Here is a 14,368-nt window from a genome sequence, read left to right on the forward strand (position 1 = left end):
TGCGGTGAGAGCCGGAAAAATCCGGCTCGGGCCGAGGGGCGCGTGTTCGCAGCGGGCGGATTGCTGTATGCTCCGGCGAATTCCCGAATCGGCGAAACAAGATGCGGCAATATCTCGACCTCCTGCAGCACGTCCTCGACCACGGCACGGACCGCAGCGACCGCACCGGCACCGGCACGCGCTCGGTGTTCGGCTACCAGATGCGCTTCGACCTGGCTGAGGGCTTCCCGGTCACCACGACCAAGAAGCTGCACCTGAAGTCGATCATCCACGAGTTGCTTTGGTTCCTGAAGGGCGACACCAATATCGGCTACCTGCGCGACAACGGCGTCACCATCTGGGACGAGTGGGCCGACGAGAACGGCGACCTCGGTCCGGTTTACGGCAAGCAGTGGCGCTCCTGGCCCGGCGGCGAGGACGGACGGCCGATCGACCAGATCCGGAACCTGCTCGACCAGCTCGAGAAGAACCCCTGTTCGCGCCGCCTGATCGTCTCGGCCTGGAACCCGGCCGAGGTTGACGCGATGGCGCTGCCGCCATGCCACTGCCTGTTCCAGTTCTACGTGTCTGACGGCAAGCTCTCCTGCCAGCTCTACCAGCGTTCCGCCGACATCTTCCTCGGCGTGCCCTTCAACATCGCCTCCTACGCGCTCCTGACCATGATGATCGCGCAGGTGCGCGGGCTGGCGCTCGGCGACTTCGTGCATACGCTCGGCGACGCGCATCTTTACGCCAACCATTTCGAGCAGGCGCGCGAGCAGCTGAAGCGCACGCCGAGGGCGCTGCCGACGATGTGGATCAATCCCAAGGTCAAGGACCTGTTCGCATTCCAGTTCGACGACTTCCGGCTGGAAAACTACGTCGCCGACGCGTCGATCAAGGCGCCGATCGCGGTCTAGCCTCGCGGAGTGCGGCAGATGCGGATCGCGATCTATGTGGCGATTGCCGACAACGGCGTGATCGGGCGCGAGGGCGGGCTGCCCTGGCGGCTGTCGACCGACCTCAAGCGCTTCAAGGCGCAGACCATGGGCAAGCCGATCGTCATGGGCCGCAAGACCTGGGAAAGCTTTCCCAGGCGCCCGTTGCCGGGGCGTCTCAACATCGTCGTCACGCGCGACCGGACCTACCAGGCGGAGGGCGCGGAGGCGGCCGGTTCGCTGCAGGACGCGATCACGCTGGCCACCGTTCGCAGCCGCTGCGTGCCTGGCGTCGATGAAATCTGCGTGATCGGCGGAGGCCAGATCTACGCCCAGGCGTTGCCCCTGGCGGACCGGCTCTGCATCACCCACGTGCATGCAAACATAGACGGCGACACCGTTTTTCCGCCTGTCGACCCGGAAATCTGGCGTCGCGTGAGCACCGAAGACTATCCGGCGGGCGAGAAAGATTCGCATGCGACAAGCTATGCGGTTTACGAGCGCCGGGCTTCAGTGCATTGAAATCCAAGAAAAAGCGGTGCGTTGAAAGCGACGCCGCTCATCCCTATAGAGGGGTGAAAGGGAGGCGCGGCGGCTTTCAGCCGATCCGCCCGGGTCACAACGCGGAAGGACATTTATGCCCTGGAACGACAAGAGCGGCGGCGGCGGCCCGTGGGGCGGCGGCGGCAATGGCGGCGGCCCCTGGGGCCAGGGTCCGCGCGGACCAAGCGGGCCGCAGGGCAACCCGCCCGATCTCGAGGACATCATTCGCCGCGGCCAGGACCGGCTGAAGCAGGCACTGCCCGGCGGCGGCGGTGCGAGCCCGGCGCTGTTCGGCCTGATCGCGCTTGGCCTGGCGGCGTTCTGGCTGTTCCAGGCGATCTATACGGTGCAGCCGGATGAACTGGCCGTCGAACTGCGCTTCGGCAAGCCGAAGGACGAGGTTTCCGAACCCGGCCTGCACTTCCACTGGTGGCCGATCGAAACGGTCGAGTACGCCAACACCGCCGAAAAGCTGATCCAGGTCGGCGAGGCGCGCGGCAACACCTCCTCGGGCCTGATGCTGTCGGGCGACCAGAACATCGTCGACGTGAAGTTCTCGATCGCCTACCAGGTCGACAATCCCGAGGCCTACCTGTTCAACGTTGCCGATCCCGACGAGATGGTGCGGCAGATCGGCGAAAGCGCGATGCGCGAGGCCGTCGGGCGCCGTCCGGCGCAGGACATCTTCCGCGACGATCGCCAGGGCATTGCCGACGCGGTGCGCGGCATCATCCAGTCGACGCTCCAGGACTACGGCGCGGGCATCGCGATCAACGCGATCTCGATCGAGGACGCCGCGCCTCCGCGCGAGGTGGCCGACGCCTTCGACGAGGTGCAGAGGGCCGAGCAGGACGAGGACCGCTTCGTCGAGGAATCCAACCAGTACTCCAACCAGAAGCTCGGCCAGGCCCGCGGCGAGGCGGCGCAGGTCCGCGAAGACGCGGCCGCCTACAAGAACCGCGTCGTGCAGGAGGCGGAAGGTGAGGCGCAGCGCTTCATCTCCGTCTACGACGAATACGCCAAGGCGCCCGAAATCACCCGCGAGCGCCTGTTCATCGAGACGATGGAAAAGGTGCTCAAGGATTCCAACAAGGTGATCATCGGGCAGGAAGGCCAGGGCGTGGTGCCGTATCTGCCGCTCCCCGAACTGCAGAAGCGCGGGCAGAACCCGGCCGAGGGAGCAAACTGATGGTCAACCGTCTTCCCCTGATCGCGATCGTCGCGGCGGTCGTCCTGTTCCTGCTCTACTCGTCCATCTTCGTGGTCAACGAACGCCAGCAGGCGATCGTGCTGCGCTTCGGCGAGATCGTGAAGGTCGAGACCGAGCCGGGCATCTACTTCAAGGCTCCGTTCCCGTTCTTCGAGGCCGACAACGTGCAGATGGTCGACGACCGCATCCTGCGCTTCGACCTCGACGACATCCGCGTGCAGGTGTCGGGCGGCAAGTTCTACGAGGTCGACGCCTTCGTCGCCTACCGCATCGCCAATGCCCGGACCTTCAGGCAGGCGGTGTCGGGCAGCCTGATGCAGGCCGAGGCGAGGCTGCGTACGCGCCTCGACGCGGCGCTGCGCCGGGTCTACGGCGTGCGCGGCTTCGAATCGGCGCTGTCGGAAGAGCGCGCCGCCATGATGCGCGAGGTGCGCGACCAGCTGCGGCCGGATGCAACCTCGCTCGGCCTCGAGATCGAGGACGTCCGCATTCGCCGCACCGACCTGACGGCGGAGGTCTCGCAGCAGACCTATGACCGCATGAAGGCCGAGCGTCTGGCCGAGGCGGAGCGCCTGCGCGCCCGCGGCCGCGAAGCGGCGCAGCGCATCCGCGCCCGCGCCGACCGCGAGGTTGTCGAGATCATCGCCGAGGCGCGCAAGGAATCGGAAATCCTGCGCGGTGAGGGCGAAGCGCGCCGCAACGCGGTGTTCGCGGACGCCTTCCAGCGCGATCCCGGCTTCTTCGAGTTCTACCGCTCGATGATTGCCTACTCGAACGCGCTTCTGGGCACCGGGACGACCATGGTCCTGTCGCCCGATTCGGACTTCTTCCGCTACTTCCGCAGCCCGAACGGGACGGACGGCGCCGCGCCGGCACGGCCGGCGGGCGCTTCCGGTGCCACCACCGGCGCCATTCCCGAGGCGGCGCCGTCCGAAGCGACCACGGCCAACCCGTAAAGGGTTGGCCCGATGACCGACTTTCTCGCCGCGATCTGCCTCGTCCTCGTGGTCGAGGGTCTCGTCTATGGCGGCTTTCCGGGCCTGGCCAAGAAGCTTGCCACCGAAGTGATCGGCATGCCGGAACAGGCGCTGCGCATCGCCGGGCTGGCGTCGATCGCCGCCGGCGTCGGCATCGTCTGGCTGGTGCGCGGATAACGGAGGATTTATTCGGCGCTCGATGGTCAAAGCCGCAAACAGGCCTTATTTCATAAGAACATGAACGCGCCGCCTCGGCGAAGGCGGGCCGTCCTTGACCGGGGAGCAGCCGCATGATCAGTCACCGCCCGACGCCACTGCTGCGCAGGGCCATCCTGCCGCTCGCCATGGCGATGGTTTTCGCGTCGCCGGTGCTGGCGCAGACGGAAGCGCCGGCGGCTGCCGCCGCGCCGCACGTGACGCAGGCGGGGCCGGCCTCGGTCGCCGACCTCGCCGAAGGGCTGCTCGGGGCGGTCGTCAACATCTCGACATCGCAGCGCATCAAGGGCGGCGAAGGGCAGGGCACGGTGCCGCTGCCGGAGGTGCCCGAGGGTTCGCCCTTCCAGGACTTCTTCGACGAATTCTTCAAGGACCGCCAGGGCGGCGGCGGACAGCGCCAGGTGCAGTCGCTGGGCTCCGGCTTCGTCATCGACGCGGCCGAGGGCATCCTGGTGACGAACAACCACGTCATCGCCGACGCCGACGAGATCGAGGTCAACTTTTCCGACGGCTCGAAGCTGAAGGCCGAACTGGTCGGCACCGATTCCAAGACCGACATCGCCGTGCTCAAGGTCGACCCGACGCTGAAGAAGCTGAAGGAGGTCCACTTCGGTGATTCCGACCGCATGCGCATCGGCGACTGGGTGATGGCCATCGGCAATCCGTTCGGCCTCGGCGGGACGGTCACGGTCGGCATCATCTCGGCGCGCAATCGCGACATCGACGCCGGCCCCTACGACGACTTCATCCAGACCGACGCCGCAATCAACCGCGGCAACTCCGGCGGACCGCTGTTCAACATGTACGGCGAGGTGGTCGGCATCAACACGGCCATCATCTCGCCCTCCGGCGGCTCGATCGGCATCGGCTTCTCCATACCCGCCGAACTGGCGGTCAGCGTGGTCTCTCAGCTGCGCGAGTTCGGCGAGACCCGGCGCGGCTGGCTCGGCGTGCGCATCCAGCCGGTCACCGACGAGATCGCCGAAAGCCTCGGCATCAAGGAGGCGCACGGCGCGCTGGTGTCGGGCATCATCAAGGACGGGCCGGTCGACAACGGGCTGATCGAGGTCGGCGACGTGATCATTCGCTTCGACGGCCGCGACATCAAGGAGAGCCGGGAACTGCCGCTCGCGGTTGCCGAAAGCCCGGTCGGCAAGGCCGTCGATGTCGTGGTGATCAGGAAGGGCGTGGAGACGACGGTCAAGGTCACGCTCGGCCGCCTGGAGGAAGGCGAGAAGCTTGCCGAGGCCGAAGGCGCGCAGGCCGGGGAAGAGGGCGGTCCGGTGGCGACGGCGTCGCTGCTCGGCATGACGTTCGGCGAACTGACCGACGAGATGCGCGACAAGTTCGGCATCGATCCCGATGTCTCGGGCGTGGTGGTCACCGAGGTCGCCGACGGGTCGCCCGCGGCCGAACGCGGCGTGACCGCCGGCGACGTCATCACCGAGATCGCGCAGGAATCCGTCTCGACCCCGGAGGACGTGCTCGACCGCATCGCCGCGCTCAAGGAGCAGGGCCGCAAGAATGCGCTGCTGATGCTTGCCTCGAAGACCGGCGAACTGCGCTTCGTGACGATCCGGATGGATTGAGGCAAGGCGGGTGCGCAGCACCCGGCACCCGGCAGCTTCCTTCTAGGAACGCCGGCTTAGCCAATCGCTCCTGGCGATGCGATAAAGCGCGTGCCGCTTGAGGTCGGGGCGGCTGTCCGGCACGAGCGGATGGTCGAAGTCGCCCGACGGGTCGCGGCGCATGCCGAGACGTTCCATGACGGCGAGCGATCGGACATTGTCGTGGACGGCGAAGGATATCACCTCGTCGAGGCCTAGTGTCTCGAAGCCGAACGAGAGCAGCGCCTCGGCAGCCTCGGTGACATAGCCCTTGCCCCAGAATTCCGGGGCGAGCCGCCAGCCGATCTCGATCGAGCCCGGCGGCGCCACGCCGGCGACCTCGGCTCCGTGCAGTCCGGTGAAACCGATGCATTCGCCGCTCGCCGCGATCTCCACGGCCGTCCAGCCATAGCCGTCGCGGTCGATTTCGCGGCGCATCGCGTCCATGACGGCGTCCGCCGCCTGGCGGTCGCGCCGGAACGGGAAGAACGCCATCACCTGCTCGTCGGAATTGATGCGATGGAACAGGTCGCGGTCGCGATCTTCCCAGTTGCGCAGGACCAGCCGTTCGGTCCGGATCGGCTTCATTCGACGAATTCGCCTTCGCGATAGCCCTGCAGGTAGAGGAGCGCGGTGAGGTCGCCATGGTCGATGCGGACATCGGCCTCGGCCGCCACCGCGGGCTTGGCGTGCAGGGCGACGCCCATGCCGGCCAGCCGTATCATGTCGAGGTCGTTGGCGCCGTCGCCGACCGCCAGCACGTTGGAGGGGTCGGCATGGTGGCTGATGGCGATCTCGGAAAGCGCCACCGCCTTCGCGGCGCGACCGAGGATCGGCTCGGCCACCTCGCCGGTCAGCCGTCCGTTCGCGGTGATCAGACGGTTGGCGCGGTTTTCCTGGAAGCCGAGCTTTTCGGCGATCTTCGAGGTGAACACGTCGAAGCCGCCGGAAACGAGCGCGGTCCAGGCGCCGTTGCGTCGCATCGTCCGGACAAGCGCGCGTCCTCCGGAGGCCAGCGTCAGCCGGTCGCGGATGATGCGGTCGACGACGGACAGTTCGAGATCCTTCATCAGCGCGACGCGTTCCCTGAGCGCCGGCTCGAAGGCGATCTCGCCATTCATCGAGCGGGCGGTGATCGCGGCGACCCGCTCCTTCAGCCCGATCTCGTCGGCGAGTTCGTCGATGCACTCCTGGTCGATCATGGTGGAATCCATGTCGGCGAGCAGGATCTTCTTGCGCCTGCGGGCCGGGTCGTGGACGACGATGTCGATCGGCTGGCCGGCCAGCGCATCGCGCAGCCTGGCGGAGGCCTCGTCCCGGCCAATGCCTTCAGGCAGCAGCAGATCGCAGGCGACATTCTCGCCGAGCGGGGAGATCGCGCTTGCACCGACCGACGAGGACGCCATATTCGCGAGCGTCGGCGCCAGGAGGCGCTTGGCGGGATGGGAAATCAGCGTGGCGACAAGCGGCATCGAAATGTCCGGGGGAGAGGGGCGCATCAGGAACGCGATCCTGATAGCCGGGCCGACTGCGAGCGGCAAGTCGCGGCTGGCGCTCGACATCGCCGCGAAGCTCGGGGGAACGGTCGTCAACGCCGATTCCATGCAGGTCTACGGCATCCTCGACGTGCTGACGGCGAGGCCCGGCGCCGGGGAACTGAAGGCCGCGCCGCATCTCCTCTACGGGCATGTCCATCCCGGCACGGCCTATTCCACCGGCGCCTGGTTGCGGGACGTCGCCGAACTCGCCGATGCCGGCAGGCTGGCCGGGACGCGCCCGATCTTCGTCGGCGGGACCGGCCTCTACTTTCGGGCGCTGGAGGAGGGCATTTCCCGGATGCCCGACATTCCGGCCGACATCCGCGAACGCTGGCGCGGCGAACTCGCCGACAAGGGGCCGGAGGAACTGCACCGGGTCCTGGCGCGGGAGGATGCGGCCGCCGCCGCCACGCTCAAGCCCGGGGACAGCCAGCGGATCGTGCGCGCGCTGGAAGTGCTGGAGGCCTCCGGCCGCTCCATCCTGTCATGGCAGGGGGAGACCGGGCGTCCGCTGATCGACCGGCCAAGCGCGCGGTTTCTCGTCATCGAGCCCGACCGGGCCGAGCTGATTGCCCGCATCGACCGCCGCTTCGACGGCATGATCGGGGCCGGCGCGCTGGACGAGGTGCGCGAACTTGCGGCGCTCGGCCTCGATCCGGCGCTTCCGGCGATGAAGGCGATCGGCGTCCGCGAGCTCGAGGCCGCGCTTTCCGGCCGGATGCCGATGGCCGAGGCGATCGAGCGCGCCAAGATCGCCACCCGCCAATACGCCAAGCGTCAATCCACCTGGTTCCGCAACCAGCTCGGGCCGCACTGGCGCCGCCTGACAGGGGCGGACGACTGGCGCGACGATTAACGCTCCGTAAGGCTGGCTTTGCGATAACCGGGACGGTGCCGTCGTCGGGGTTTTCATGCGCCTCCACAAGTCCGAAGCCGCCTTCTTCGTGTTCATAGCGGTCATCCTCGCGGCCGGCGTGATCATCTTTCACGCCTATGACCTGCTGTTTGCAATCGCTGGCGGGCTGGACCAGGCCGACCACTATGCCCACATCGCCCGCCTGTCGAAGCTGCTGTTCGGCGCTGGCGCGCTGCTCGCGGCTGGACTGTTCCTGGGCCTGTTTCTCATCTTCCCGCTGATCCGCAGGCAGGTGCGCGAGGAAAACAAGCTGCGCGCCATGACCGAGAGCCTTTCGGCGCGCTCGCAGAATTTCGAGCGGGCGGCGCTGACCGACGCGCTGACGGGGACGCAGAACCGGCGCTATTTCGACGACGCGCTCAAGGAATATCTCGACGAGTTCAGCCGGGTCGAGAAGCCGGTCGGGCTGATGATCGTCGATCTCGACCATTTCAAGCAGATCAACGACGCGCATGGCCATGACGTCGGCGACGAGGTGCTGCGGGCCGTTGGCACCTGCCTCAGGGACATGACGCGCTATCATGACGTGGTGGCAAGGCTGGGCGGCGAGGAGTTCGCCGTGGTCGCCCCCAACATGGACATGGAAAAGATGGTGCGTTTCGCCGAGCGCATCCGCAAGGCGATCGGCGGCATGGCGATCGAATCCGGCAACGTCCGGCTGAAGGTGACGGCCTCGGTCGGGCTGGCCGTCTGGGATCGCAAGGAAGGCGCGGACGCGCTGTTCCGCCGCGCCGACCAGCAGCTCTACCAGGCGAAGAACACCGGGCGGAACCGGGTCTGCGCCTGACTGGCTAGGCGCGCGAGCCGAAGCGGCCGGGCTTCAGGCCGTAGCCGTAGTCGATCTCGTCCTGTTCAGGCACCGACCGCGGCGCCTGGGGCTCGGGCCTGCGATAGCCGGGGTCGCCCGGCTGGAGCTGCGCGCTGACGGGTTCGGCGAACGCGATGTTGGACGGGGCCTTCGGCACGTTCCTCAGGCGCTCGACGATGCCGATCAGATCGACCTCGCCGCTGGCGGCGGCCGCCAGTTCTTCCTCGTGGCGCTTGGCTGCGCCCGGGATGAGGCTGGGATCGAGTTTCTCGAACTTCAGCCGCATCGTGGTGGCGACGCCTTCACCGAACGCAATCGCCTCGCGCTGGCCCATCGACGACAGGAAGGCGAGGCTCGACGCCGACGAGTCGGCGATCGCCGAGCGAATGATCGACTGGTCGTGCTCGTTGGCCAGCCGCATGGCGAAGAAGGTCGAGCACTGCGACAGGATGGTCGGGTCGAGTTCGCCCGGGCGCTGGGTGACGACGCCGAGATAGCAGCCGTATTTACGGCCTTCCTTGGCGATGCGGGACAGCGCATGGCGGGTCGGCGCGAAACCCAGCCGCGCGTCGGCGGGCATGTAGCGGTGCGCCTCCTCGCAGAGCACGAGCAGGCGCAGCCGGCCTTCGCTCCAGAGCGCGAGGTCGAAGGCCAGCCGCGCGAGAACCGAACAAACCGCGTTGACGATCTCGGACGGCATGCCGGCCATCTCGAAGCAGGTGACCGGGCGCCCGTCGTGCGGGATGCGGAAGATCTTGCCGATCGTCTCGTGGATGGTGTCCTCGATCAGCCGGGAATTGAACATGAACTTGTAGCGCGGATCGGCGACCGCCGATTCGATGCGGGTCCTGAGCGACTTCAGAGTCGGCCGATCATCCTTGCTTTCGAGGAGGCCCATGCGCTCGTCGATCTGCTTGATGAGATCGGCCATGCGGTAGGGCACCGGCGTGTCCGCCGTCAGCGCATCGACGCCCCTGCGCAGGAAGGCGCCCGCGGCCGGGTTCCGGTAGAGGTTTTTCGCCATCGGGATGAGGTCGCGCAGGATGTCGACCTCCTCGGGCACCGTCTCGCGGCCGCGGAACAGGACCTCGGTGAACTCCTCCAGGCGGAACATCCAGAACGGCAGGTCGAGCGAGCTGGCATCGACGCGCATGCAGTATTCCGGCAGCGATGCCGCGAACTCGTTGTGCGGATCGAGGATCAGCACGCGCAGGTCCGGCCGGGCCTCAAGCGCCTTGCGAAGAAGCAGCGAGACGGCCGTCGACTTGCCGACGCCGGTCGTGCCGACGATCGCGAAGTGGCGCGCCAGGGTGTCGTCGATGGCGATGCGCGCCTCGATCGTCTCCTCTTGCGACAGCTGGCCGACGGTGATCGCGTGTCGGCCGGCGAGATCGTAGACCGCCTGCAGGTCGCGCGATCGAATGCGATGCGCAATCGCGCCGACATGTGGATAGACGGTGATACCGCGGTCGAAGACGGGCGGCTGCGGCGCCTCGCGGTCGCGCACCTCGCCGACGAGTTCGACGCTTACATCGATGGCGTTGCGCGCATCCTCGTTCCAGCTCAGGTCCGTCCGGGCAATGGCGTAGACGAGGCCGACGGTGCGCGTGTTGCCGAGGTTGATCGAGATCATGCGGCCGACCGTCCACTGGGCGGTGACGGTGCCGTCCTCATCGTCGGCGTAGGCGGCGATCGTCGCCCGGGCGCCGTCGCATTGCACGACATGGCCGAGGATGCGCCGGTCGTTCTGCGCCGCATCCCGCCTCTCCTGCGGAACGGCTTCCCCGCGGGAGTTCTCGTGAGCATACATCCGGCCTGTCCCTGTCCGCCTGCTTGTTGCCACGAAGGCTAGGCCCGATGCGGTTAAAGGCGCGTGTGGCGGCATGGTTTAGCGCCGGTTTCGCGGTTCGCTCAAATTGCGCCGACGCGCCGCCTGAGGGGCGCTGCGTGCGATTGGATGGGGAATTGCGACGCCGGCCGGCCGACGTGATTGACCGGGCTGCCCGTCCGTGAGACATCGGACCGGTAAAAGGGGGCATTCGATGAAGAAGACCTATGCAAAGCCGCTGTTGCTGCGGCGGGAGAGCCTTGCCGACGTCTCGGGCAACGGCGCCGAGATCATCATCGTCTCGTCTGGCGTCAACCCGGGCTGACCTGCCTGGTCGATGTTCCAGCGTTGCGACGCGTATCGGCCTCGACCCGGCGACGGTCCGCCAAATCAATGATTGACAGGCGACGATATCGGCCCCTATTGTCCGCGCCCATGAAAACGGCACTCATTCTCGTAGTAGGAAGGCGCATGGGCAAGGCGGTGTAACCGCCGGGCGAAATCCACCCATGCGCAGACACCAAGGCTCCCTCGGGGGCCTTTTTTGTTGCCCGAAACAAGACTAAACGACCGAAAAGCGCCCCAGGCGAGCAGAAACGGAACCAGGCCGATGACGAACGGACAGAACGAGCAGCGTGAAATGACGGGCGCGGAGATGGTTGTGCAGGCGCTGAAGGACAACGGCGTCCTCCACCTGTTCGGCTATCCCGGCGGCGCGGTCCTGCCGATCTATGACGAACTGTTCCAGCAGGACGACATCCAGCACATCCTGGTTCGCCACGAGCAGGGCGCCGGCCACGCGGCCGAGGGCTATGCGCGATCGACGGGCAAGCCCGGCGTCATGCTGGTGACTTCGGGACCGGGCGCCACCAACGCGGTGACACCGCTGCAGGACGCGCTGATGGACTCCATTCCGCTGGTCTGCCTGACCGGCCAGGTGCCGACGGCGCTGATCGGCTCCGACGCCTTCCAGGAGTGCGACACGGTCGGCATCACGCGGCCCTGCACCAAGCACAACTGGCTGGTGAAGGACGTCAACGAACTGGCCGCGACGATCCACGAAGCCTTCCATGTCGCCACCACCGGCCGCCCCGGCCCGGTCGTCGTCGACATCCCGAAGGACGTGCAGTTCGCCAAGGGCATCTACACGCCGCCGCAGACGGCGCCGCGCACCTCCTACCATCCGAAGCTGCAGGGCGACCTCGACAAGGTCAAGGCCGCCGTCGAACTGATGGCGACGGCGAGGAAGCCGATCATCTATTCGGGCGGCGGCGTCATCAACTCCGGTCCGGAGGCAAGCCAACTGCTGCGCGAACTGGTCGAGCTCACCGGCTTCCCGATCACCTCGACGCTGATGGGGCTCGGCGCCTATCCCGCTAGCGGCAAGAACTGGCTCGGCATGCTCGGCATGCACGGCACCTACGAGTCCAACATGGCCATGCACGACTGCGACGTGATGGTCTGTGTCGGCGCGCGCTTCGACGACCGCATCACCGGCCGCATCAACGCCTTCTCGCCGAACTCCAAGAAGATCCACATCGACATCGACCCGTCGTCGATCAACAAGAACGTGCGCGCCGACATCGGCATCCTGGGCGATGTCGGCCGCGTGCTCGAGGACATGGTTCGGCTGTGGCGGGCCACCGCGAAGGCGGACAAGAAGGCGCTGCACCCCTGGTGGGAACAGATCGAGCGCTGGCGCGCGCGCGACTCGCTCGCCTACCGGATGAACGACGACGTCATCATGCCGCAATACGCCATCCAGCGCCTCTTCGAGGCGACCAAGGGCAAGGACACCTACATCACCACCGAGGTCGGCCAGCACCAGATGTGGGCCGCCCAGCATTTCCACTTCGACCATCCGAACCGCTGGATGACCTCAGGTGGACTGGGCACGATGGGCTACGGCCTGCCGGCCGCGCTCGGCGTGCAGATCGCGCATCCCGATGCGCTGGTCATCGACATCGCCGGCGACGCCTCGGTGCAGATGACGATCCAGGAAATGAGCTGCGCGGTGCAGTATGACGCGCCGATCAAGATCTTCATCCTGAACAACCAGTACATGGGCATGGTGCGCCAGTGGCAGCAACTGCTGCACGGCAACCGCCTCTCGCATTCCTACACGGAGGCGATGCCGGATTTCGTGAAGCTGGCCGAGGCCTACGGCGCGCACGGCATACGCTGCGAGAAGCCGGGCGACCTCGACGCCGCGATCAAGGAGATGATCGACGTCAAGAAGCCGGTGATCTTCGACTGCCGCGTCGCCGCGCTCGCCAACTGCTTCCCGATGATCCCGTCGGGCAAGGCGCACAACGAGATGCTGCTGCCCGACGAGGCGACCGACGAGGCGGTGGCCAACGCCATCGACGCCAAGGGCAGGGAACTGGTGTAGGCTTGAAGTAAGACGAGGTAAGGCGCATATGTCTTACCTTGTCTTACGGAGGAGTTGCCATGAATGTCCGGGCGAAGATTTCGAGCAAGGGGCAATTGGTCCTGCCGAAGGCCGTGAGGGATGCGCATGGACTGGTTCCGGGCTCCGAGGTCGAGGTGGAGAGCGTGGGCGACACAATCGTGCTGACGCCGCGGACAAGGGCAGCCCGAAAGAAGTACACGCTCGATGAGGTTGCCGGTTTCCTCAAATATGACGGGCCTCCGGTGACGATCGAGGACATGAAACGCGGCATCGAGGAAGAGGCGAGGCGGGTTTGGAATGCCCAGCGCCGTTGATACCAACTTCCTGCTGCGCTTCCTCGTCGATGATGGGAGCGAGCATGTCGCTGCCGCGCGGCGGATATTCGCAAGAGAACGGGTGTTCGTGCCCGTGAGCGTGATGCTTGAAAGCGAATGGGTTCTGCGCAGCAATTTCGGTTTTGAAAGATCGAAGATATGCGACGCCTTCGACCGTCTCCTCGGGCTGGACACGGTGACGATCCAGGAGGTCGGCACTGTCGAAGACGCCCTGTCGTCAATGCGTGACGGAATGGATTTCGCCGACGCGCTTCATTTGTATTCGTCGGCGAATTGCGATGTCTTCTACACATTCGACAAAGAACTGATCCGCAAGGCCAAAGGCCGGGAACCCGCGCCAGCCGCCCACTACCCATGATCCGAGCTCAAACGAGACATATCGAGAAAAACCCATGAACGCCCAGCTTCAGCCCACCGGCTCCGCCTATTTCATCGCCAAGGAAACGGAACTGCCCGAGACGCATACGCTGTCGGTGCTGGTCGACAACGAACCGGGCGTGCTGGCCCGCGTGATCGGCCTGTTCTCGGGGCGCGGCTACAACATCGAGAGCCTGACGGTTTCCGAGACCGAGCACGAGAAGCACTTGTCGCGCATCACCATCGTGACGCGCGGCACGCCGCACGTGCTGGAGCAGATCAAGCACCAACTCGAGCGCATCGTGCCGGTGCACGGCGTGGTGGACCTGACCGTGCGCGCCAAGGAACTGGGCCAGGAACGCCCGCTCGAGCGCGAACTCGCGCTGGTGAAGGTCGCGGGCGTCGGGGACAACCGCGTCGAGGCGCTCCGGCTGGCCGACGCCTTCCGCGCCAGCGTGATCGACGCAAACACCGAGCACTTCATCTTCGAGATCACCGGCAAGGGATCGAAGGTCGACCAGTTCATCGCCATCATGAAGCCGCTCGGCCTCGTGGAAATATGCCGCACCGGCGTCGCCGCCATGAACCGCGGCCCGCAGGGGATGTAGCGCTCCGCTAGACCTTCCCGGCATTTCATTGTCGCGGTGACAAGACGAATGTTGGCGTCTTGCCCGAGTTGGGTCAAGGTCACTGACCTAATCGA

Annotated in this window: 15 protein-coding genes; 12 read left to right on the forward strand and 3 right to left on the reverse strand. The window is 66.3% G+C overall.

The features are described 5' to 3' along the window. The first annotated feature begins 101 nt into the window (after window positions 1-101). From ABUE31_RS02980 to ABUE31_RS03005, 6 genes are all read left to right on the forward strand, one after another. Window positions 102-899 (forward strand): thymidylate synthase, encoded by a 798-nt coding sequence (locus ABUE31_RS02980; RefSeq protein WP_367722005.1) that lies wholly within the window; start codon window positions 102-104, stop codon window positions 897-899. Window positions 900-917: 18 nt separating this feature from the next. Further along, window positions 918-1,439, forward strand: a complete 522-nt coding sequence (locus ABUE31_RS02985; protein WP_367722006.1) for a dihydrofolate reductase — start codon at window positions 918-920, stop codon at window positions 1,437-1,439. 115 nt (window positions 1,440-1,554) lie between these two features. Further along, window positions 1,555-2,649: an FtsH protease activity modulator HflK gene (hflK, locus tag ABUE31_RS02990; protein ID WP_367722007.1), complete on the forward strand. Its 1,095-nt coding sequence runs from the start codon at window positions 1,555-1,557 to the stop codon at window positions 2,647-2,649. Further along, window positions 2,649-3,626, forward strand: a complete 978-nt coding sequence (gene hflC / locus ABUE31_RS02995) for a protease modulator HflC (protein WP_367722008.1) — start codon at window positions 2,649-2,651, stop codon at window positions 3,624-3,626. The genes hflK and hflC overlap by 1 nt, the downstream gene beginning before the upstream one ends. 12 nt (window positions 3,627-3,638) lie before the next feature. Further along, entirely contained in the window at window positions 3,639-3,824 is a 186-nt protein-coding gene (locus ABUE31_RS03000; RefSeq protein WP_367722009.1) for a DUF2065 domain-containing protein, read from the forward strand. A gap of 116 nt (window positions 3,825-3,940) precedes the next feature. Beyond that, the gene (locus ABUE31_RS03005; protein ID WP_437344076.1) at window positions 3,941-5,452 is read left to right on the forward strand and encodes a DegQ family serine endoprotease; all 1,512 of its coding nucleotides are present in this window, start codon (window positions 3,941-3,943) and stop codon (window positions 5,450-5,452) included. A 42-nt stretch (window positions 5,453-5,494) separates the two neighbouring features. Here the strand turns inward: ABUE31_RS03005 and ABUE31_RS03010 are convergent, their stop codons facing one another. Beyond that, a complete protein-coding gene (locus tag ABUE31_RS03010; RefSeq protein ID WP_367722011.1) occupies window positions 5,495-6,058 on the reverse strand; it encodes a GNAT family N-acetyltransferase in 564 nt (187 codons plus the stop codon). Further along, a complete protein-coding gene (gene serB, locus ABUE31_RS03015; protein WP_367722012.1) occupies window positions 6,055-6,942 on the reverse strand; it encodes a phosphoserine phosphatase SerB in 888 nt (295 codons plus the stop codon). The genes ABUE31_RS03010 and serB overlap by 4 nt, the downstream gene beginning before the upstream one ends. Window positions 6,943-6,946: 4 nt before the next feature. Between serB and miaA the strand changes: the two genes are divergently transcribed. Together miaA and ABUE31_RS03025 are read left to right on the forward strand one after the other, a co-directional pair. Further along, the gene (gene miaA, locus ABUE31_RS03020) at window positions 6,947-7,864 is read left to right on the forward strand and encodes a tRNA (adenosine(37)-N6)-dimethylallyltransferase MiaA (protein ID WP_367722514.1); all 918 of its coding nucleotides are present in this window, start codon (window positions 6,947-6,949) and stop codon (window positions 7,862-7,864) included. 55 nt (window positions 7,865-7,919) lie between these two features. Continuing rightward, a complete protein-coding gene (locus ABUE31_RS03025; RefSeq protein WP_367722013.1) occupies window positions 7,920-8,711 on the forward strand; it encodes a GGDEF domain-containing protein in 792 nt (263 codons plus the stop codon). A 4-nt stretch (window positions 8,712-8,715) separates the two neighbouring features. Here ABUE31_RS03025 and ABUE31_RS03030 read toward each other — a convergent pair whose 3' ends face one another. After that, window positions 8,716-10,542, reverse strand: a complete 1,827-nt coding sequence (locus tag ABUE31_RS03030) for an ATP-binding protein (RefSeq protein ID WP_367722014.1) — start codon at window positions 10,540-10,542, stop codon at window positions 8,716-8,718. Between the two features lie 628 nt (window positions 10,543-11,170). On the opposite strand from ABUE31_RS03030, the gene ABUE31_RS03035 reads away from it, so the two are divergent. From ABUE31_RS03035 to ilvN, 4 genes are read left to right on the forward strand one after another with little or no spacing between them, the layout of a single operon-like run. Continuing rightward, entirely contained in the window at window positions 11,171-12,952 is a 1,782-nt protein-coding gene (locus ABUE31_RS03035) for an acetolactate synthase 3 large subunit (protein WP_367722015.1), read from the forward strand. 59 nt (window positions 12,953-13,011) lie between these two features. Beyond that, window positions 13,012-13,287: an AbrB/MazE/SpoVT family DNA-binding domain-containing protein gene (locus tag ABUE31_RS03040; protein WP_367722016.1), complete on the forward strand. Its 276-nt coding sequence runs from the start codon at window positions 13,012-13,014 to the stop codon at window positions 13,285-13,287. Then, complete coding sequence (locus ABUE31_RS03045) at window positions 13,271-13,666, forward strand: type II toxin-antitoxin system VapC family toxin (protein WP_367722017.1); 396 nt, start codon at window positions 13,271-13,273, stop codon at window positions 13,664-13,666. Before ABUE31_RS03040 ends, ABUE31_RS03045 begins: the two co-directional genes overlap by 17 nt. 34 nt (window positions 13,667-13,700) lie before the next feature. Further along, a complete protein-coding gene (gene ilvN / locus ABUE31_RS03050; RefSeq protein WP_367722018.1) occupies window positions 13,701-14,273 on the forward strand; it encodes an acetolactate synthase small subunit in 573 nt (190 codons plus the stop codon). The last annotated feature ends 95 nt before the right edge of the window (window positions 14,274-14,368 follow it).

Source organism: Mesorhizobium marinum (assembly GCF_040813675.1).
Classification (GTDB): domain Bacteria; phylum Pseudomonadota; class Alphaproteobacteria; order Rhizobiales; family Rhizobiaceae; genus Mesorhizobium_K; species Mesorhizobium_K marinum.